The following is a 19500-nucleotide window of genomic DNA, read 5'->3' as shown; positions in this document are numbered from 1 at the left end:
GGTTCCGGTGAGGTCAGAGGGCGGACGTCCGTGTTTCGTAAGGACAGGGTGTCCGGTATGCCCGAAGTGTGCTCGTAGGGTGAGGCAGATGACCAACTCCCACTCCGTGCGGGGGGATCTCGTCCTCCCCTGCCTGAACGAGGCCGACGCGCTGCCCTGGGTACTGGCACGCGTCCCGGCCGGATGGCGGGCCATCGTCGTCGACAACGGCTCGGACGACGGCTCCGTCGGCATCGCCCGCGCCCACGGGGCCACCGTGGTCCACGAGGCGCGGCGCGGCTTCGGCGCCGCCTGCCACGCGGGACTGCTGGCCGCCGAGGCCGAGTTCGTGGCCTTCTGCGACTGCGACGCCTCCCTCGACCCCGGCATGCTGCCCCGCGTCGCGCGGCCCGTCCTCGACGGAGTGGCCGACCTCGTGCTCGCGCGCCGACGGCCGACGGCGCGCGGCGCCTGGCCGCTGCACGCGCGCCTCGGCAACAGGGCGCTCTCGCGCATGGTCCGGCGCCGTACGGGCGTCCGGCTGCGCGACCTGGGCCCGCTGCGTGTCGCGCGACGGCAGCCGTTGCTGGACCTCCAGCTCTCGGACCGGCGCAGCGGATACCCGTTGCAAATGGTGGTGCGGGCCGCCGACGCGGGCTGGCGCATCGAGGAGACCGAGGTCGACTACCTGCCCCGTACCGGCAAGTCCAAGGTCACCGGCACATGGCTGGGCACCTGGCACGCGGTACGTGACATGAGGGCGGTCCTGCGATGACGGCCTTCCCCGAGGACGGTCCTGCGATGACGGCCTCCCCCGCACCAGCCGAGGCCGCGAAGACGACGGCCTCTCGCGAATGGACCCGTGAACGGACCCGCGGACGGACCGGGGCCGGGACCGGTCAGGCGACGGCCTCTCGCGCACCGGCCGGTGCCGGGGCCGACGCGTGGCCCGCGCCCCACAGGCCCGGCGCTCGGCCGCTCTCCCCGGTCACGATCCTGGTGATCGCCAAGGAGCCGGTCCCCGGCAAGGTGAAGACGCGGCTGACACCCCCGTACACGCCCCGCGAGGCCGCGCTGCTCGCCGAGGCGGCGCTCGCGGACACGCTGGAGACGGTCGCGCGGCTGCCCGTGCGGCGGCGCGTGCTGGTACTGGCCGGGCGCCCGGGCTCGTGGCTGCCCGAGGGCGGCGGGTTCGACGTCGTGCCGCAGAGCGGGGGCGGCCTCGACGAGCGCATCGCTGCGGCGTTCGCGCTCTGCGAGGGGCCCGCGCTGCTCATCGGCATGGACACGCCCCAGGTCACGCCCGAACTCCTCGCCCCCGTCACGGCACCCGACGCATGGCACGGCTGCGACGCGTGGTTCGGCCCCGCCGAGGACGGCGGGTTCTGGGCCCTGGGCCTCGCGCGGCCGGTCCCCGGCCTGGTGCGGGGCGTCCCGATGTCGCGGGACGACACGGGCGCCGTGCAGCGCGAGCGGCTCGTGGCAGCCGGACTCACGGTGCGGGACCTGCCGGTGCTGTGCGACGTGGACACCGCCGAGGACGCGGCACGCATCGCCGCGCTCACCTCCGACCACTGCTCCTGTCCGGGCGGCCGGGCCTCCTGCTCAGGTCACCGTTCCCGCTTCGCCGACGCGCACGCGGGTCTCGGCCGGGTGGTGGTGCCGTGAGCGCGCCTCCCGCGCCCTGGTGCACGGACCCGTACGCCGACGCGCTGCGCATCGGCCGTGGCCCCCTCTACCTGCGCCGTCAGGACGGCTGGCTGCTGCCGCTGGAGGTGGAACGCTGGTGCGCACGCGCCGACTCCGCCGACATGAGCGTGCTGCGACGCTGCACGGGCGCGGTGCTCGACATCGGCTGCGGCCCGGGACGGCTGGTCGCGGCGCTGGCCGCGCTGGGCCACCCTGTACTCGGCATCGACCCGTCACCCGCGGCCGTCGCCCGTACCCGCGGGCTGGGCGGTACGGCGCTGCGGCGCTCGGTGTTCGAGCGGCTGCCGGGGGAGGGGCGCTGGAGCAGTGCGCTGCTCCTCGACGGGAACATCGGCATCGGCGGCGACCCCGTTGCCCTGCTGACCCGCGTGGCGGAACTCCTCGCGCCCGGCGGACTGCTGCTCGTCGAGGCGGCGGCGGACGAGGTCGAGGAGACGGTGGAGGTACGCCTGGACGACGGCAGCGGCGGGCGCGGGCCCGCCTTCCCCTGGGCCCGCCTGGGCCGGAAGGCACTGCGCGCACGGGCGAGGGAGGCGGGCTGGAGCGTCCTCGACGAGTGGTCGGGCGGCGAACTCACCCCGCACCCACTCCCTTCGCACCCACTCCCTCCGCACGAACTCCCCGCCCACGAACTCCCCGCCCACGAGCCCCTCAACCACGAACCTCGCGCCCACCCACCTCGCGCCCATGAACCCAGCGACCGTGAACCGTCCCGCTACGAGCGCCCCTTCCTCTGCCTGCGCAACGACCGGCCCCCACCGGCCCGGCCCGTGACCGTCCCGCGCACCAGCAGTACGCAGGCGGTGATCAGCACCGTCGCCACCAGCGTCAGGGCCCAGCCGCGCGGATAGTCCAGGGGCAGCACGGTCGGGTTGCGCGGGACGCCGGGGCGCAGCAGCACGGGCAGGGCCACCAGGGTCAGACAACCCATCGTGATCAGCCCCCCGCGCAGCACGCCCCGGCCCCCGCGCGGGAGCGCCCTGCGCAGCAGCAGCCCGCACAGCAGCACGAGCGGCGCGAGCAGCAGATCGTGCACCCCCACAGCACCCGCGAGCCACAGCACCGTCCAGCCCACCGTGCCCTCGCGGGTGCCCGAAACCAACAGCCAGACGCCCACGGCCAGCAGAGCCGTACCGGCGACCCCGAGCGAAACCCGCACCCTTTTCACGACACTCCCCACGTCACCCTTCACGGCAGTACCTCCATCCGGTGCACCCACTTGGTCTGGAGGACACCGGGGCGGTTGGGCGCGATGATCCGGGCCGGGTAGCCGTGGTCGAGGTTGAGCACCTCGCCGTTGAGACGCAGCGCCAGCAGCGTGAGCGGGTCGCGCGCGTAGCCGGGTCCCATCTCCATCACCCGGTAGTTGCCGGTGCGCTGGAGGGAGACCACGCGTACCGAGGCATCCGACGGCGCCCCGGCGCGGTCGAGCAGGTCACGGACGCGTACCCCGCTCCAGTGTGCCGACTTGCTCCAGCCCTCCACGCACGCGATGGGCAGCTCCGCCGAGTGCTGCGGCAGTGCCCGCAGCTCCTCCAGCGTCAGCTCGTACGCGCGGGGGCCCGCGACGGTCAGGCGCCACTCGCGTACGGCCGTCGCCGAGACGCGCGCGGCGGCGGCCGTACGGTTCACGGGCAGCCCCTGAGTACCGTGGCCCTGGTGCCGTGGTGCGAGCAGGGTCAGCTTCCGCAGCGGGGTCAGGGTCTGGCCCACGGTCACCACGGTCACCGCGCCGACAGCCGCGCCCACCCCCAGCATCAGCGACCTCCGGTCCCGTGCCACGGCCTCCGCACGTCCGTCGGAGGCCGCTTCGGGTGCCGCCTCGGAGGTCGCTTCCGGCACCTCTCTCCGACGCCAATGTGCCGCGACGAGCGGCAGCTTGACGGCGAGATGGAGCAGCAGCGAGCCGGTCAGCGCCCAGGCGAGGGCCCAGTGCACCTGCCGGAAGGAGAACGGCCACGGGTACCACTGCACCGTGTTGAGCAGCCCCATGAAGAGCTGCAACAGCGCCGTGGACACCAGCACCGCGATCGACAGGCGCTCCAGCGCGTGCCGGACACCGCGTACCGGCGGCCACTCGAAGAGCCGGGGATACACCGTCCACAGCTTGGCCAGCAGCAGCGGCACCGCTGCGGTGCCGGTGGCCACGTGCAGGCCCTGCGTCAGCCGGTAACCCCACACGGGACGGCTCGGCAGCCGGGCGGCCAGCCAGGCGGGCGGCTCCTGGAGAAGGTGACTGATCAGACCCGTCACGAAGCACACGAGAACCGCCGCACCCAGCCATCGCCCGACGGCCGTCGCGGTACGCGGGTCGTGCAGCGCACCCCGGAAGCGCGGCAGCACTCCCGCGACGGCGCGACGTGTGCGCGTGTTCTTCGGCGCGTCGGAACGAGAGAGGCCCACGGCTCACTCACCACCCGGTGATCAGCAGATGATTGACGGTCAGGGCGAGCGCGGCCTGCGCCGCGAGCCACGGGCGCGCGGTCCGCGCGGGCAGCAGTGCCGTCGCCGGGAGCAGCCAGAGCGAGAACGGCAGCCAGATCCGCTCCGTCTCCGCCTTGCTCATTCCGGACAGGTCGGCCAGCAGCACCGCGCACACCCCGCCCGCCACGAGCACCGTCAGCGCCCGGGCCCGCACGCTGACCGCTCTGCGCAGTCCGGCGACGGTGGCGAGCCCGATCACGGCGACCTGCGCGGCGAGGTTGCCCCACACGAAGTACCCGTACGGGCGAATTCCGGCCGCGCCCTGGTAGTAGCGGTCCACCAGCGTGAAGTAGCCGTCGAACCACCAGAACCCGGCGGCGGCGAACCCCGCGAACCAGGCCGCCAGCCCGGCCAGCACGAGCGGAACCGGACGTACCGTGTGCGCGGCCACCAGCACGGCCAGCGCGACGCAGCCGAGCAGCACGAGCCCGTACGAGAGGAAGCACAGCAGCCCGAACAGCAGCCCCGCACCCAGGGCCGCCGCCCACGGCACCCGTACGGCACGCTTCGCCGACAGGGTCAGCAGCGCCACCGCCCAGGCGCCGACGGCCGTGAACCAGCCGTCGGCCGAGACGCCCGTCCATACGGCGGCGGGCGCGAGGACGAGGAACGGCGCAGCCCGTCGCGCCACCTCTTCCCCGCCCGTCTCCCCGCTTGTCTCCTCGCCCGCCTTCCCGCCCCCGGGACCGCACAGGGCGCGCACCGTCACCAGCACCGCGGCCGTCGCCGACGAACCGGCCACGATGACGAACGCGGCGGCCCAGCCACCACCGCCCAGCCCGGCGCGGTCCAGCCCGACGAAGGTCAGCAGCGCGCCGGGCGGGTGCCCGGCCACGTGCGCGGGCCAGTGGTCCGGCGCGTCGATGAGGATGCGCCCTGTGAAGCCGCGCAGCGTGGCGCCGATGTCGCGCACCTCGTCGACGGAGCGGAGGTACTCGTACTTCGTCGTCAGCCGCCCGGCCACCCCGCGCTGCCACCCGTCGACGAGCGCCAGCGACCAGCTCCACGCCATCGCCCCGCCCCACCCGGCCATGACGAGGCCGCGCCACGGGAGGCGCCGGGCGAGACCGGGCCCGTACGCCACCGTCAGGACCGCGAAGGCGAGCGCGGCGGGTGTGCCGGGGCCCACGTGCGGCAGCCAGTACGCGTACAGGGGCGGCCAGCGCAGGCGCAGCGTCCCGTCCCGCTGTTCGACGGAGCGTCCGACGGTCAGGGCGACGGTGAACAGGAGGGCGGCGGCGGTGGCCGCGACCAGGTCGTACAGGTTCCGCCGACGCGCCCGCCGGCACGGCTCCACCGCTTCGGACGTGTCGGACTTCTCGGGCGTACAGATGCTCACCGGCTCACCGTAGGGCGCTGACCTGCCCGTCAGGGCGTACGGCGTGCGGACGTCACCAGGACGTCAGATCTCGCCCCGCCGCCGGGGGCCTTGGCCCGCGCACGGCCGACGCGCTCATGGCCGACGCCCCCGTACCGGCGGCAGGAACTCGCGCACCAGGGTGCGGTCCCACCAGTCGCCCGTGGCGCGCCGCTCCTGGCGGGTGGTGAAGCGGTAGCGGTACAGCAGCGCCCGCACATGCGTGGGCGGCCCTTCGGGGAAGGGGTTGTGTCCGAGGAGTCGCAGCGTGTCGCGGTCGCCCTCCAGCAGGCGTGCGACGAAGGGTTCGAACCAGGAGCGGGCGTACGCGGGCGAGAGCGCCGCGAACCACATCAGCCAGTCCAGCCGCAGATGGTACGGCGCGAACTGACGCGGCAGCCGCGCCACGTCACCCGGCTTCCCCCTGAACCCGTACGCGCGCCAGACCGTGTCCTCCGTCAGCCGCTCCTCGTCGGTGCCCTCGACCACGATCTCGTGGCGTACGCGGGTGACGCTGCCGAAGGCGCCGTAGGAGTTGACGAGATGGAACGCGTTGAAGGAGCTGTTCATGCGCTGGTGACGGCTCAGCAGATTGCGGACGGGCCAGTAGCTGAGCACCACCACCAGCGCGGTCGCCGCGCACACCAGGACGGCGTACCAGAGCGGCGGCCCGCCGCCCGCGCTCTGTCCCGCGCCGCCCGTCAGCGCGGGAACGTCCACGACGGACAGGGCGAGGGCGATCGTCAGCCAGTTCAGCCACGCGAAGTTGCCCGACAGCACGAGCCACAGCTGTGTGACGACGATGACGCCCGCGGCGACGGTGGCACCGGGCTGGGGAAGGAACAGCCCGAAGGGGACGATGAGCTGCGCGACGTGGTTGGCGCCGGTCTCCACGCGGTGCAGCGGCTTCGGCAGCCGGTGGAAGTACCAGCTCAGCGGCCCCGGCATGGGCTGGGTCTCATGGTGGTAGTCGAGGCACGTCAGCTCGCGCCAGCAGCGGTCGCCCCGCCACTTGATGAGCCCCGCGCCGAACTCGACCCGGAACAGCAGCCACCGCAGCAGCCACATCATCAGGACGGGCGGCGCGGTGTCCGCGTTGCCGAGGAAGACGGCGAGGAAACCGGTCTCCAGCAGCAGCGACTCCCAGCCGAACCCGTACCAGATCTGCCCCACGTTGACGACGGACAGATACAGCGCCCACAGCACCGCCCACATCAGCATCGCCGCCCACAGCGGTACCGCGTCGGCGGCGCCCACGAGCACGGCGGCGGACAGTGCGGCGCCCGCCCACGCGCAGCACGCGAAGAGCCGGTCCGAGTAGCGCCACTGGAAGAGTCCGGGCGCGGACCGGAAGGGGACCCGGCGCACGAACTCCGGCACCGGGGTCATGCCCCGTTCGCCGATCAGCGCACGGAACTGCCGGGCCGCCGCCAGAAAGGCGACGAGGTAGACGGCCGCGAGGGCGCGCTGGAACACCAGCCTGCTCAGCCAGTGTTCGGGCGCCGTGAACCACTCCATGGCGGCCATGAGTACCACCGTGCGGCCGGTCCATGACCGAGGCAGGCGGGCGAGCGGCCGATCGCCCGCCGACGGACAGCCCGTTCGGCGATTGACGGGAGGCGGCGCGGCGCTCGGCTTCCTGCCGGGCAAGCGCTTGCAAGCGCTTGCCGTGTGGACGGGCGCCGCCCCGACCACGTACCCGGGAAGCCCCCCCGCCCCGCGAAGACGCTGGCCGGGAAGAGCTCAGCCCGAGGAGCGGTCGCGCTGGCTGCGGGAGATCGGGCTGGGCACGACGACGGGCGGCGCGGTCCCGGCGGGCGGCAACGTCACGGCGAACCCGGCGACGGCGCCGGTTACGGCGGTGTCCCGCCCAGCAGCTTCGTGAGTTCGCGGCTCGCCGTCCGCGCCGCCTCGGCGCGGTCCGCGCCGTTCAGCACGGCGGTCTGGTACGTCTTCAGCGGGTTGTCGGCCTCGACGGCGCCCCAGTCGGGCGAGTTGGGCGCCGTGTGCCCGTTCGCCGCGCCCTCCGCCATCGCCGCGGCGCCCGGGTCGTCGGCGACGGCGGGGGCGAGGCTGGTCCGGTTGGGGACGTAGCTCATCGCCCTGGCCAGCTTCTTCTGCCAGCGCTTGCCCGTCAGCAGCTCGATGACGTCGTACCCCTCCCGCTGGTGCTCGGCCCGCTCCGGGACGATCAGCACGGAGCCCCCGGTGAAGACGGCACCGGGCTTCTTGGCGCTCTTGCCCGGTACGGGGAAGTAGCCGAGCTCGCCGCGCAGCTCGGGGTTGGCCTCGACGACCTGGCGGGCCTCGCCCGGGGTGCCGATCATCTGGGCCACGTCGCCACGCGCGAACACGTCGCTCTGGAGGGGACGTGCCTCGTCGGAGTCCTTGGGTGCGTCGCCGAGCGACTGGAGCCGTTCGTAGAAGTCCATGCCGCGCAGCGCCTCCGGGGTGTCGAGCGAACCGCTCCACTGCCCGCTGCGCTCGATGGCGAGGTCGCCGCCCTCGTCCCAGATGAACCCCGCCAGCACGTACCAGTTCTGGCCCGGCAGATAGATGCCCTGCTGCCCGGGGACGGCGTCGAGCGCTGCCGTCTGCTCCAGCCACTTCTTCCTGGCCGTGGGAGGCCGCTCGATGCCCGCCTTCGCGAAGAGGTCCTTGCGGTAGATGACGACGCGGTTGGCGGCGTAGTAGGGCACGCCGTACTGGGCCCCGCCGACCTTGCCCGACTCGGCGAGCCCCGGCACCCAGTCCGTGCCCCCGGGATCGAAGACCTCCAGCGTGAGGTCCTTGACGTGGCCGGTCTCCACGTACTGGGCCACCTGCGTGTTGCCGACCTCGATGACGTCCGGCGCCTCGTCCGACTCCAGCGCCTTGGTCACCTTCCCGCCGATGCCGTCCCAGGGCTGGACCGTCAGCTGGACGCGCTGGCCGGGGTTCCGCTTCTCGTAGTCGCGGACGAAGGCGTCGGTGAACTCCTTGGTGGCGCTGTCCTTCATCAGCCAGACGTCGACCGTGATCTCGTCGTCACCGCCGGGCCCGGAGAGCCCGCACGCGGCGAGCAGCACTGCCGCCGACGCCACGGCCACGCCCCTGACCAGCGGCCCCAGTGGACCCGGCAGGCCCACCGGACGCGGCCGACGCAGCGGCCGGAGCGGGCGGAGCGGGCGAAGGAGACGGGAACGGGCCGAATCTCTCGACGCGTGGCGGACTGAGACTGACGATCTTGGCACGGCTACCCTCCGTGAACATGTGAGGGTAGACATTGGCCCAGACCAATGCGCACGTCAAGGACTTACCGTGCGGAAACTTGATTTGCGTACTACATGAGGCGGGGGCCCCGGACAGCGGCCACCCGCGCATTGCCCGATCATGGACGGATGAGCGAGGACGGATACGTACGGGTGCGGGGCGCCCGCGAGCACAATCTGCGGAACGTCGCGACGGCCGTCCCCCGGGACGCGCTCGTCGCCTTCACCGGCGTCTCGGGCTCCGGCAAGTCCTCCCTCGCCTTCGGCACGCTGTACGCGGAGGCGCAGCGCCGCTACTTCGAGTCCGTCGCCCCCTACGCGCGGCGGCTGATCCACCAGGTCGGCGCCCCGAAGGTCGAGGAGATCACAGGACTGCCCCCGGCCGTGGCGCTGGAGCAGCGCCGCTCCACCCCCACGGGCCGCTCCTCGGTCGGCACGGTCACCACCGTGTCCAACTCCCTGCGCATGCTCTTCTCCCGCGCGGGCACCTACCCCGAGGGCGCGGAACGGCTCGACTCGGACGCGTTCTCACCCAACACGGCGGCGGGCGCGTGCCCGGAGTGCCACGGCCTGGGCACCGTCCACCGTGTCACCGAGGACTCCCTCGTCCCGGACCCCTCCCTCTCCATCCGCGAGGGCGCCATCGCCGCCTGGCCGGGAGCCTGGCTCGGCAAGAACCTCCGCGACATCCTCGCCACGCTCGGCCACGACATCGACCGCCCCTGGCGCGAACTGCCCCGCGAGGAGCGGGAGTGGATCCTCTTCACCGACGAGCAGCCGGTCGTCACCGTGCACCCGGTGCGCGAGGCGGCCCGTATCCACCGCCCCTACCAGGGCACGTACCAGAGCGCGAAGCGCTATGTGCTGCACACCTACGCCGACACCAAGAGCGCCACGCTCCGCAGGCGCGTGCAGCGGTACCTGGTCAGCGCCGACTGCCCCGCCTGCGAAGGGCGCAGGCTGCGCCCCGAGGCGCTGGCGGTGACCTTCGCCGCGCGTGACATCGCGGAACTCGCCGCGCTGCCGCTGGAGCGGCTGGCCGAGGTGCTGCGGCCCGTGGCGGGGAGCGATCCGGAAGAAGCCACGTCGCAGGGGGAGGCCGTCGCAGCAGGGCTCGCCCGCGACCTCGTCTCGCGCATCGAGGTGCTGACCGAACTCGGCCTCGGCTACCTCGGCACCGACCGCCCCACCCCCACCCTGTCGCCCGGCGAACTCCAGCGGCTCCGGCTCGCGACGCAGTTGCGCTCCGGGCTCTTCGGCGTCGTCTACGTGCTGGACGAGCCCTCGGCCGGGCTCCATCCGGCCGACACCGAGGCGCTGTTCACCGTGCTGGAGCGGCTCAGGGAGGCGGGCAACTCGCTGTTCGTCGTCGAGCACGACATGGCCCTGGTGCGGCGGGCCGACTGGGTCGTGGACGTCGGCCCCGGCGCGGGCGAGCACGGCGGCGAGGTGCTCTACAGCGGCCCGGTCCCTGGCCTGGCGCGGACCGCGCGTTCCGCGACCCGCCGCTACCTCTTCCCTGGCGACGGCGACGACGACGACGGCGGCGACGGCGACGGGCACGGGAACAACGTGGGCGCACCCGTGCGCACGCCCCGCACCCCCGACCCGGACCGCTGGCTGCGGCTGACCGGTGTCACCTGCCACAACCTCGACGGGCTCGACGCCGCCTTCCCGCTCGGGCTGTTCACGGCGGTCACCGGAGTCTCCGGATCCGGGAAGTCGACGCTGGTCAGCCAGGTGCTCTCCGACCTCGTCGCCGAACACACGGGAGGCGAGGACCGGAACGCCGACGCCACAGGGGACGGCGACGAGGACGAGGAGAACGGCGCGCCACGGCTGCCCGGCGCGACCGTGGCCGGGGCCAAGGGACTGGAGGCCGTCGACCGTCTCGTACGCGTCGACCAGAAGCCCATCGGCCGCACCCCGCGCTCCAACCTGGCCACCTACACGGGCCTGTTCGACGCGGTACGGAAGGTCTTCGCCGCGACGGACGAGGCCAGGGCCCAGGGCTACACCGCGGGCCGCTTCTCCTTCAACGTCGCCGAGGGACGCTGCCCCACCTGCCAGGGCGAGGGCTTCGTCGCCGTCGAACTCCTCTTCCTGCCCGGCACCTACGCGCCCTGCGGCGACTGCCACGGCGCCCGCTACAACCCCGAGACCCTGCGGATCACCTACCGCGGCGCGTCCGTCGCCGACGTGCTGGGGATGACCGTCGACCACGCGGCGGAGTTCCTCGCCGACGTGCCCGCGGCGGCGCGCAGCCTGCGCACCCTCCAGCGCGTCGGCCTCGGCTACCTCCGGCTCGGCCAGCCCGCGACCGAGCTGTCGGGCGGCGAGGCCCAGCGGATCAAGCTGGCCGGCGAACTCCAGCGCTCTCGCCGCGGGCACACCCTCTACGTGCTCGACGAGCCGACGACGGGTCTGCACCCCGCCGACACCGACGTGCTGATGGGGCAGTTGCACGGGCTGGCGGAGGCCGGCCACACCGTCATCGTCGTGGAGCACGACATGCGGGTCGTCGCGGGCGCCGACTGGGTCATCGACCTCGGCCCCGGCGGCGGCGACAGCGGCGGCCGGATCGTCGCCACGGGCACCCCGGCCGAGGTGTCCCGCGCCGGGGACAGCGCGACCGCCCCCTATCTGCGCGCCGCCCTCACCGGGCCGGGCCCGCGGGCAACCGAGCGAGGCTGAACACCGTCACCCCAGGGGGACCCGTGCGATAGACAGAGCACGCAGCACACGCAGCACACGACGGAGAACAGAGCAGCAGCCCCGGGAGGCCATATGACCCACGCCCTGATCGTCGGAGGCGGCATCGCCGGAGCGGTGACCGCGATGGCGCTGCGCAAGGCGGGCATCGGTTCCACGGTCTACGAGGCGTACGAGACGGGGGCCGACGACGTCGGCGCCTTCCTCGTCGTCTTCAACAACGGGCTGGAGGCGCTGCGCACCGTCGACGCGCACCAGCCGGTCCTCGACGCCGCCTTCCCCGCCGAGCACGTCGAACTCCTCTCCCACACCGGCCAACTGCTGGGCTCCCGCCCGTCGTCGGGCACGGCGCCGGTGGCGGGCCCGGCAGGGGAACCCGCCCGCGCGGTGCTCGGCCCGCACACCCTCAAGCGCGCCACCCTCTACCGCGTCCTGCACGACGAGGCCGCCAGGCGCGGCGTCACCATCGAGCACGGCAAGCGCCTGACGACGGCCGAGCAGCACTCAGACGGCACCGTCACCGCGCACTTCGCCGACGGCACCAGCGCCACGGGCGACCTCCTCATCGGCGCCGACGGCATCCACTCCACCACCCGAGCGCTCATCGACCCCGGCGCGCCGCGCCCTCGCCACACGGGCCAGACCACGGTCTGCGGCTACGCGCGCGGCGTCGGCCCCGAGGCGACACCACCCCCCGCCACGTACCGCATGGTCTTCGGCAAGCGTGCCTTCCTCGGCTGCACCCTCGCCCCGGACGGCGAGGTGTGGTGGTTCGCGAACACCCCGGGCGAGGAGCGCACCAGGGCCGAACTCGCCGCCGTCACCCCGGCGCAGTGGCGCGAGCACGTCACAGGGCTCTTCGCCGACGACGACTCACCGGCCGCCGAGATCGTCGGCGCCACGGGCGACGGCATCGTGGGCAGCAACGCCTACGACATCGCCAGCACCCCCGTGTGGCACCGCGGCTCCATGGTCGTGATCGGCGACGCGGCACACGCCGCCGCGCCCAACGCCGCGCAGGGTGCCTCGATGGCCATCGAGGACAGCGTGGTCCTGGCCAAGTGCCTGCGCGATCTGCCCGACCCGGCCGCGGCGTTCGCCGCGTACGAGGGGCTGCGACGGGAGCGGGTGGAGCGGGTCGTCGCCGACAGCGCGCGCATGAGCGGGCGTTCCACCCCCAAGCCGGAGGAGCGCGAGCGGCGCGACGCCGAGGTGGCGAGCCGTACGAAGAGCCGCGAGGCGGGCGGGGAGGGCCGGGCGGGTTCGACGGAGTGGCTCACGCACTACCGCGTCGACTGGGACGAGCCCGTCACGACGACGCGCTCCTGACCTTGTCCGACGCGGCGCCCACCGCCACCCCCGCGACGAGCAGCACGATGCTGCCGTAGACCTCGTAGCCCTCCAGAAAGCCGATCCGGTACAGCAGCCCGCCGCCGAACCAGCCGGTGAAGTGGTGGACGAGACCGATCACGCCCTGCGCGATCAGCACGAAGCTCACGAAGCCCAGAAGATTCCTCATGGCACCGAGGCTATGAGCGTGCGGAGGAGCGGGGAGTCGGCCGAAAGTATCGGCGCCGGTGACTTCGGTAGCGTCCTCGCGCGCGAGGGGTGGCCCGGCGCCCGCGCACGCGTAGGTTCGGTGACCATGGACGGCATCATCCCGGCTCGCCCCGATCTCCCCGCCACCGCGACTGACGGGTCCGGTGGAAGCGGGCCGCGAACCCGCCGCTCCGCGCGTGACTGGGCGGTCGACATCAGCGCCTTCCTGCTCGCGGCGGCGTTCAGCGTGCTGACGTCGGAGGCGTACGTCAACGACCCGCGCCTCTCGGAGGACGCGCTCGCGCTGGACCAGATCCTCGGCGCGCTGGCCTGCTGCGCGCTGTGGCTGCGCAGGCGCTGGCCGGTCGGCGTCGCGCTGGCGTGCGCCCCGGTCAGCGTCTTCTCGCACTTCGTCAGCGGGCCGCAGATGTTCGCGCTGTTCTCGCTCGCCGTGCACCGGCGCCTGCGCACCGTCGCGCTCGTGCTCGCGGCGACCTTCGCGGCGGGCCCGTTCCAGCAGTGGGTGCGCCCCGACCCGGAGCTGTCCCCGGCCCTCAGCCTGCTCGTCGGGGGACTGCTGCTGGTGGCGCCCGTCGGCTGGGGGATGTTCGTACGCTCCAGGCGTCAGCTCGTCGCCTCGCTGGAGGAGCGCGCGGTACGCGCCGAGACGGAGGCCGCGCTGCGCGCCGAACAGGCACAGCGGGCCGCCCGCGAGGCCATCGCGCGGGAGATGCACGACGTGCTCGCGCACCGGCTCTCGCTGCTCAGCGTGCACGCGGGCGCGCTCGAATTCCGCCCCGAAGCCCCGCCGGAAGAGATCGCGGGCGCCGCCGGAGTGATCCGCCGGAGCGCCCACCAGGCGCTGGAGGAGCTGCGCGAGGTGATCGGGGTGCTACGGGCGGGCAGCCCCGTGCGACGGGACGGTCCGGTGGGACCGGGACCGGAGGGGGCGGGCGCGGGTACGGGCGCGGGGAGCGCCGGGGAGTCCGAGGGCTCGGGGCGGCCCCAGCCCAGGCTGGCCGACGTGGCACGCCTGGTGCGCGAGTCCCGCGAGGCGGGCACCCGGGTCACTCTGCGCCAGTGCGTGCCCGACCCCGCCACGGTCCCGGAGACCCTCGGCCGCACCGCGTACCGCGTCGTCCAGGAGGGCCTGACGAACGCCCGCAAGCACGCGCCGGGCGCGCGCGTCACGGTCACGCTGGACGGCGCCCCGGGAAAGGGCCTGACGGTGGAGATCCACACCACGGCCCCTGGCGCACCGGAAGCATCCGACGGGCTTGACGCACTCGTCGGACCTGGCGTGCCCGGAGCGCCCGGCGCATCCGACGCGCCTCACGTGCCTGGCGTGTCCGACGTGCCCGACGCCCCCGGCGCACCGCACGCGCTCGGGGCATCTGGCGCACCGGAAGCATCCGACGTGCCTGACGCATCCGACGCAGCTGGCGCGCCTGGCGCATCCCACGGACCGAACGTGTCCGGTGTACCGGATGCACTCGGCGCACCCGGCGTATCCGACGCGTCTCACGGACCTGACGTATCGGGTGCACAGGATGTGCCCGGCGGACCCGGCGCACCGGACGTGCCTGGCGCAGCTGACGCGCCCCACGGGCTTGACGCACTCGACGGACCCGGCGCACCCGGCAGCCTCGGCGGACCGCACGCACTCCGCCCCACCCCCGCGAACCCGCCCCGCACGGCCCCGCCCGAGCGGCCCGGGCCGCCCATACCCGGCTCGGGGCAGGGCCTGATCGGTCTGGCCGAGCGTGCCGCGCTCGCGGGGGGCCGGCTCGACCACGGGCACACCGGCGACGGCTTCCGGCTGCACGCCTGGCTACCGTGGGCCCCATGACCATCCGCCTCCTCCTCGTCGACGACGATCCGCTCGTACGCGCCGGGCTCCGTCTCATGCTCGGGGGCCTGCCCGACGTCGATATCGTCGGCGAGGCCGCGGACGGCGCCGAGGTGCCGGCGGCGGTGGAGCGGCTCGCGCCGGACGTCGTGCTCATGGACATCCGGATGCCCGGCACGGACGGCCTCACCGCCACCGAGGAGCTGCGGGCCCGCGCGCACCCGCCCGAGGCCGCCCCCGAGGTCATCGTGCTGACCACCTTCCACGCCGATGAGCACGTGCTGCGCGCCCTCCGGGTCGGCGCGGCGGGCTATCTGCTCAAGGACACACCGCCCGCCGAGATCCTGGACGCGGTGCGGAAGGTCGTCGCGGGCGACCCCGTGCTCTCGCCCGCCGTGACGCAGCAGCTCATCGCCCACGTCGCCGCCTCCGGCGAGGACACCCGCCGCAGCCGTGCCCGCGCGGCGTTCGACGGGCTCGCCGAGCGGGAACGCGACGTCGCCGTCGCCGTCGGCCAGGGCAGGTCGAACGCGGAGATCGCCGCCACGCTGTATATGAGCGTCCCCACCGTCAAGACCCACGTCTCCCGCATCCTGACGAAGCTCGGCCTGAACAACCGCGTCCAGATCGCGCTCCTCGCCCACGACGCGGGCCTCCTGGAAGGCCGCTGACCAGCCCCGTACTCCGGGGCCCCGGAGCAGGGGGAATCCTCACGCGCCGTGTGCGTTGAAGGGAACGTGACCACCTCGACCCCGGACCCGGACCCGGACCCGGACCCGGCCCCCGCATCCGCATCCGCCCCGCACTCGCTCCCGCCCGCGACGCGCCTGTCCGTCCTGGACCGCGCGCTGACGAGGGAGGGCGAGCACCCGGGGCAGGCGCTGCGCGAGACGGTGCGTTTTGCGCGGGACGCCGAGGCTCTCGGCTACCACCGCTTCTGGGTCGCGGAGCACCACGGCGTCCCCGGCGTCGCCGGATCGGCCCCGACGGTGCTCGCCTCGGCCGTCGCGTCGGCCACCTCCCGCATCCGGGTCGGCACGGGCGGCGTGATGCTGCCCAACCACCAGCCGCTCGTGGTGGCGGAGCAGTTCGGGGTGCTTGAGTCGCTGTTTCCCGGCCGTATCGACATGGGCCTGGGCCGCTCGGTCGGCTTCACCGACGGGGTGCGCAAGGCGCTCGGCGTCGGCAAGGACGCGGCCGAGCGCTTCGGCGAGCAGATCACCGAGCTGCTCGGCTACTTCGACGGCGGCAACACCGTGCGGGCCGTGCCCGCCGAGGGGCTGCGCGTGCCCGCGTTCCTGCTCGCGATCGGCTCGGGCGCAGATCTCGCGGCGCGGCACGGGCTCCCCCTGGTCATCGGCGTCCACCGCGACGAGTCGCGGACCCTGGCCGCCATCGAGCGCTACCGCGCCGCTTTCCGCCCCTCCGCACAGGCCCCCGAGCCCTACGTCGTCGCCTCGGTCAACGCGGCTGCCGCTGCCACCGCCGAACAGGCCGAGACGTTGCAGATCCCGGAGGCGTGGGCCACGGTACGCTCGCGCACCCACGGCGTCTTCGCGCCGATGATCCCCGCCGCCGACGTCCTCGCCCGCGACATGACGGAGCGGGAGCGCACCTTCTACGACGAGGCCCGCGCGTCCCAGGTGCGCGGCACGGCGGAGGAGACGGCCCGTGCGCTGGCCGGACTGGCGGCGCGCACGGGCGCGGACGAACTGCTGCTGACCCTCAACACCTACGACCCCGCCGACCGCCTCGACTCCTACCGCCGCCTCGCCCGCGCGACGGGGCTCACGGCCCGTGCCGCCAAGTCCCCTTCCCTGGCCGGACGTTCGTGACCTCCGGGCAGCGAGGGAAGGGTGTGACGAACGCCCCGATTTCGTAGCGGTGGGGGGTACTCTGTGCGCCGGGAAGTCGAAACGCTGGGGCGTGCAGACGCGGGACGTGACGACGCGAGCGGTGTCCGGTGAGGCCGGAGTCGGGTGCCTGGTCCGTCAGGATCAGCCTCCGCCTCCGCCCTCTCCTCCCGGGCACCCAGGTCGCGGCTGTCCCGCCGGGTGGGGGTGGCGATGAGGGTACTGGTGGTAGAGGACCATGCCGAGCTCGCGGATTCCGTGGCCAGGGTGCTGCGCCGCGAGGGCATGGCGGTCGATGTCGCATACGACGGCATGGTCGCGCTGGAACAGACGGCCGAGGTCGAATACGACGTCGTCGTGCTCGACCGCGACCTGCCCAAGGTCCACGGCGACGAGGTGTGCAGCTCTCTGACGTCGCAGCCGCTGCGGACCAGGGTGCTGATGCTGACGGCGTCCGGCACGATCGCCGACCGGGTCGCGGGACTCGGGCTCGGCGCCGACGACTACCTTCCCAAACCGTTCGCGTACGCCGAACTCGTCGCGCGCATCCGTGCGATGGCCAGGCGCTCCCAGCCGCCGCTGCCGCCCGTACTGGAACACGGCGACCTCCGGCTGGACCCCGCCCAGCGGATCGCGACCCGGGCCGGGCAACGCTTAGGGCTCACCACGAAGGAATTCGCGGTGCTGGAGTATCTGCTGACCGCGCAGGGCCGCCCGGTGTCGGCCGAGGAACTTCTCCAGAAGGTGTGGGACGAGGCCGCCGACCCGTTCACGACCACGGTCAAGGCGACCATCAACCGCCTGCGCTCCAAGCTCGGTGACCCGCCCGTGATCGAGACCGTTCCCCGGAGCGGCTACCGGATTTGAGATGCCGATGCGCCTGTCACCTCTCGCTGCGCTGTCCCGCTCCGCCCTCGTCACCCGGCTGCTGCCACGTCGGGTACGGATGCGCCTCACCCTGCTGTACGGGGGACTGTTCGTCGCCTCGGGAGCGGTACTGCTGGGGATCACGTATCTGCTGGTCCTGCGGACGCCGAAGAAGATCATCTCGATTGAGAAGGGCGGCAGCCCCCGGGTGTCCACGGGAGCCCCGGGAACCGGAAGGGAAAGGCTCGACGGCTTCTCCGAGAAGCTGCGTGAACAGGCGGAGAGCCAGCACGGCGCCCAGATGCACGATCTCCTGGTCCAGTCCGGAATAGCGCTGGTGATCACCACCTTCATCGCCATCGCCATCGGATGGCTCGTCGCCGGTCGAGTCCTCCGGCCGCTGCGGATGATGACCTCCACCATCCGTAGGATTTCCGCGCGCAATGTGCACAAGCGTCTCGATGTGACGGGCCCTGCCGACGAGTTGAAGGATCTCGCGGACACCGTCGACGGTCTGCTCGGACGTCTGGAGGCGGCGCTCGACTCCCACAAGCGCTTCGTCGCCAATGCCGCGCACGAGCTGCGTACTCCCCTCACCCTGGAACGCGCGCTGCTCGAAGAGACGCTGATGGACCACGACGCGACGCTGGAATCGTTCAGGGCCAACTTCGAACGGCTGCTGAACATCAGCGATCAACAGGGCTGCCTGCTGGAATCGCTGCTCACGCTGTCCAGCAGCGAGCGCGGTCTGGAACGGCAGGACGAGTTGGACCTTGCCGAGATCGCCGAGCGGGTGCTGCTGGTCTCCCGTCCGGAGATGGAACGCAAGGGACTCAGCGTCGAGCCCGCGCTCCAGTCCGCTCGCATCGAGGGCGATTCGGCGCTCGTCGAACGGCTGGTGGCCAACCTCGTCGACAACGCCGCGGACTACAACGTTCCCGGCGGACGGGTGGAGATCGTCACCCACGTCGCGGAAGGGCGCCCTGTGGTCTCCGTGTCCAACACCGGGCCCGAGGTCCCGGCCGATCAGGTGGACCGCCTCTTCGAGCCCTTCCAGCGGCTGCGTCGAACGGCGGGCGACGGACACCACGGTCTCGGACTGTCCATCGTCCGCGCCATCGCCACTGCCCATGGCGCCGCGCTCTCCGCGAAGGCCCGGCCGAGCGGCGGCCTCGTGGTGGAAGCGGTCTTCCCCCTGGGCGAGAGCCTGTCCATGTCCGGTGAGTACGACAACCGGAACGCGGAACGGGATACGGCCCCGCGCGACGGCTCCTTCCTCGTCCGCCTCCCGAAGAGGGACGAAGCCGACGCGAAGGTATTGAGGTAGACCGAATCCGGGCCGAAAGCGGATTCCTCTGGGCGGCCTTCTGAGGGGATCCGCTGCTTCGGGAGCGCGCGCTTCGGGAGCGCGGTAGTGCAGGCGCCGTGGGCCGTGGTGCGCGGATTCTACGTCCAAGTGTGGGAAGCAACCGGTTAGACAAGCGTGAGATCCGCCATGCGGTGCGTGGTGCGAGGGGAGCCGCCATGGTTACGGGGCGGATCTCGTGAACCCGTGATTGCCGATTGAATTATCCCAGCCGACCGGATTCGCGCGAGGGGCGCCTATTGTGCCGTGCGCTGTCCACGGGGCGCCCTGGGCGGGAACTTTCCGAGGAAAGAGTGCCCGGAGAGAACAAGTCGGCAGCCGTTGGGGACCGCGTGAGCCGGTCTGTATCGTTCGAGGCGAGCGCACCCCTACCCGCCTTTCCTCACCTGTTCGAAGAAGCAGTCATGTCGGATTGCCCATGGAAAGCTGCCCATCGGAAGGGGAAAGATGAAGGGCCAGGACGGTTACGCTTTGCCCCTGTCCGATTGCCAAGAGGGAATTTGGCTGGCGCAGCGGATCGAAAACACTCGTGC

General features: G+C 73.0%; 14 protein-coding genes and 2 pseudogenes. 11 read left to right on the top strand and 5 right to left on the bottom strand.

Features of this window, described 5'->3' with window-relative positions:
- The first annotated feature begins 88 nt into the window (after positions 1–88).
- From ACWGJ2_RS34520 to ACWGJ2_RS34510, 3 genes are all read left to right on the top strand, one after another.
- Positions 89–754: a glycosyltransferase family 2 protein gene (locus ACWGJ2_RS34520; protein ID WP_453350286.1), complete on the top strand. Its 666-nt coding sequence runs from the start codon at positions 89–91 to the stop codon at positions 752–754.
- 218 nt (positions 755–972) lie between these two features.
- Positions 973–1647, top strand: a complete 675-nt coding sequence (locus ACWGJ2_RS34515; RefSeq protein WP_453350312.1) for a TIGR04282 family arsenosugar biosynthesis glycosyltransferase — start codon at positions 973–975, stop codon at positions 1645–1647.
- Positions 1644–2540 carry a class I SAM-dependent methyltransferase gene (locus ACWGJ2_RS34510; protein WP_453350285.1) on the top strand — a complete coding sequence of 299 codons (897 nt, stop codon included), beginning with the start codon at positions 1644–1646 and terminating at the stop codon, positions 2538–2540. The genes ACWGJ2_RS34515 and ACWGJ2_RS34510 overlap by 4 nt, the downstream gene beginning before the upstream one ends.
- A 337-nt stretch (positions 2541–2877) precedes the next feature.
- On the opposite strand, the gene ACWGJ2_RS34505 is transcribed toward ACWGJ2_RS34510, so the two are convergent.
- The 4 genes from ACWGJ2_RS34505 to ACWGJ2_RS34490 all read right to left on the bottom strand — a co-directional run bounded on the left by ACWGJ2_RS34505 (position 2878) and on the right by ACWGJ2_RS34490 (position 8613).
- Complete coding sequence (locus tag ACWGJ2_RS34505) at positions 2878–4032, bottom strand: molybdopterin-dependent oxidoreductase (RefSeq protein ID WP_453350311.1); 1155 nt, start codon at positions 4030–4032, stop codon at positions 2878–2880.
- A 67-nt stretch (positions 4033–4099) separates the two neighbouring features.
- Positions 4100–5506 carry a hypothetical protein gene (locus tag ACWGJ2_RS34500; protein ID WP_453350310.1) on the bottom strand — a complete coding sequence of 469 codons (1407 nt, stop codon included), beginning with the start codon at positions 5504–5506 and terminating at the stop codon, positions 4100–4102.
- A gap of 120 nt (positions 5507–5626) precedes the next feature.
- Positions 5627–7048, bottom strand: coding sequence for a lipase maturation factor family protein (locus ACWGJ2_RS34495; protein WP_453350309.1), 1422 nt, complete (start codon positions 7046–7048; stop codon positions 5627–5629).
- A 335-nt stretch (positions 7049–7383) separates the two neighbouring features.
- Positions 7384–8613: an extracellular solute-binding protein gene (locus ACWGJ2_RS34490; RefSeq protein ID WP_453350284.1), complete on the bottom strand. Its 1230-nt coding sequence runs from the start codon at positions 8611–8613 to the stop codon at positions 7384–7386.
- A 297-nt stretch (positions 8614–8910) separates the two neighbouring features.
- On the opposite strand from ACWGJ2_RS34490, the gene ACWGJ2_RS34485 reads away from it, so the two are divergent.
- Both ACWGJ2_RS34485 and ACWGJ2_RS34480 read left to right on the top strand, forming a co-directional pair.
- Positions 8911–11475, top strand: coding sequence for an ABC transporter (locus ACWGJ2_RS34485; protein ID WP_453350283.1), 2565 nt, complete (start codon positions 8911–8913; stop codon positions 11473–11475).
- A gap of 93 nt (positions 11476–11568) precedes the next feature.
- A complete protein-coding gene (locus ACWGJ2_RS34480; RefSeq protein ID WP_453350282.1) occupies positions 11569–12822 on the top strand; it encodes an FAD-dependent monooxygenase in 1254 nt (417 codons plus the stop codon).
- On the opposite strand, the gene ACWGJ2_RS34475 is transcribed toward ACWGJ2_RS34480, so the two are convergent.
- Positions 12803–13012 (bottom strand): hypothetical protein, encoded by a 210-nt coding sequence (locus ACWGJ2_RS34475; RefSeq protein WP_453350281.1) that lies wholly within the window; start codon positions 13010–13012, stop codon positions 12803–12805. The two genes, ACWGJ2_RS34480 and ACWGJ2_RS34475, sit on opposite strands and share 20 nt — an antisense overlap.
- Before the next feature lie 126 nt (positions 13013–13138).
- Between ACWGJ2_RS34475 and ACWGJ2_RS34470 the strand changes: the two are divergent.
- From ACWGJ2_RS34470 to ACWGJ2_RS34445, 6 genes and pseudogenes are all read left to right on the top strand, one after another.
- Positions 13139–14293, top strand: a pseudogene (locus tag ACWGJ2_RS34470) (sensor histidine kinase); the annotation flags it as partial.
- A 366-nt stretch (positions 14294–14659) separates the two neighbouring features.
- Positions 14660–14881: pseudogene (locus tag ACWGJ2_RS34465) on the top strand (sensor histidine kinase); the annotation flags it as partial.
- Positions 14878–15552 carry a response regulator gene (locus ACWGJ2_RS34460; protein ID WP_453350280.1) on the top strand — a complete coding sequence of 225 codons (675 nt, stop codon included), beginning with the start codon at positions 14878–14880 and terminating at the stop codon, positions 15550–15552. The pseudogene ACWGJ2_RS34465 and the gene ACWGJ2_RS34460, both read left to right, overlap by 4 nt.
- A gap of 156 nt (positions 15553–15708) precedes the next feature.
- Positions 15709–16716, top strand: coding sequence for an MsnO8 family LLM class oxidoreductase (locus ACWGJ2_RS34455; protein ID WP_453350308.1), 1008 nt, complete (start codon positions 15709–15711; stop codon positions 16714–16716).
- A gap of 231 nt (positions 16717–16947) precedes the next feature.
- Entirely contained in the window at positions 16948–17601 is a 654-nt protein-coding gene (locus ACWGJ2_RS34450) for a response regulator transcription factor (RefSeq protein ID WP_453350279.1), read from the top strand.
- A 1-nt stretch (position 17602) separates the two neighbouring features.
- Positions 17603–18928 carry a sensor histidine kinase gene (locus ACWGJ2_RS34445; RefSeq protein ID WP_453350278.1) on the top strand — a complete coding sequence of 442 codons (1326 nt, stop codon included), beginning with the start codon at positions 17603–17605 and terminating at the stop codon, positions 18926–18928.
- The last annotated feature ends 572 nt before the right edge of the window (positions 18929–19500 follow it).

It is taken from the genome of Streptomyces sp. NPDC054796 (genome assembly GCF_053611545.1).
This window is presented reverse-complemented; position numbering and strand designations above follow the sequence as displayed.

Bases quoted from the DNA above. Each gene is read 5' to 3' on its own strand.
- ACWGJ2_RS34520 (WP_453350286.1), top strand. From the start codon at position 89: ATGACCAACTCCCACTCCGTGCGGGGGGATCTCGTCCTCCCCTGCCTG.
- ACWGJ2_RS34495 (WP_453350309.1), bottom strand. From the start codon at position 7,048: ATGGAGTGGTTCACGGCGCCCGAACACTGGCTGAGCAGGCTGGTGTTC.
- ACWGJ2_RS34485 (WP_453350283.1), top strand. From the start codon at position 8,911: ATGAGCGAGGACGGATACGTACGGGTGCGGGGCGCCCGCGAGCACAAT.
- ACWGJ2_RS34480 (WP_453350282.1), top strand. From the start codon at position 11,569: ATGACCCACGCCCTGATCGTCGGAGGCGGCATCGCCGGAGCGGTGACC.
- ACWGJ2_RS34475 (WP_453350281.1), bottom strand. From the start codon at position 13,012: ATGAGGAATCTTCTGGGCTTCGTGAGCTTCGTGCTGATCGCGCAGGGC.
- ACWGJ2_RS34460 (WP_453350280.1), top strand. From the start codon at position 14,878: ATGACCATCCGCCTCCTCCTCGTCGACGACGATCCGCTCGTACGCGCC.
- ACWGJ2_RS34450 (WP_453350279.1), top strand. From the start codon at position 16,948: ATGAGGGTACTGGTGGTAGAGGACCATGCCGAGCTCGCGGATTCCGTG.
- ACWGJ2_RS34445 (WP_453350278.1), top strand. From the start codon at position 17,603: ATGCCGATGCGCCTGTCACCTCTCGCTGCGCTGTCCCGCTCCGCCCTC.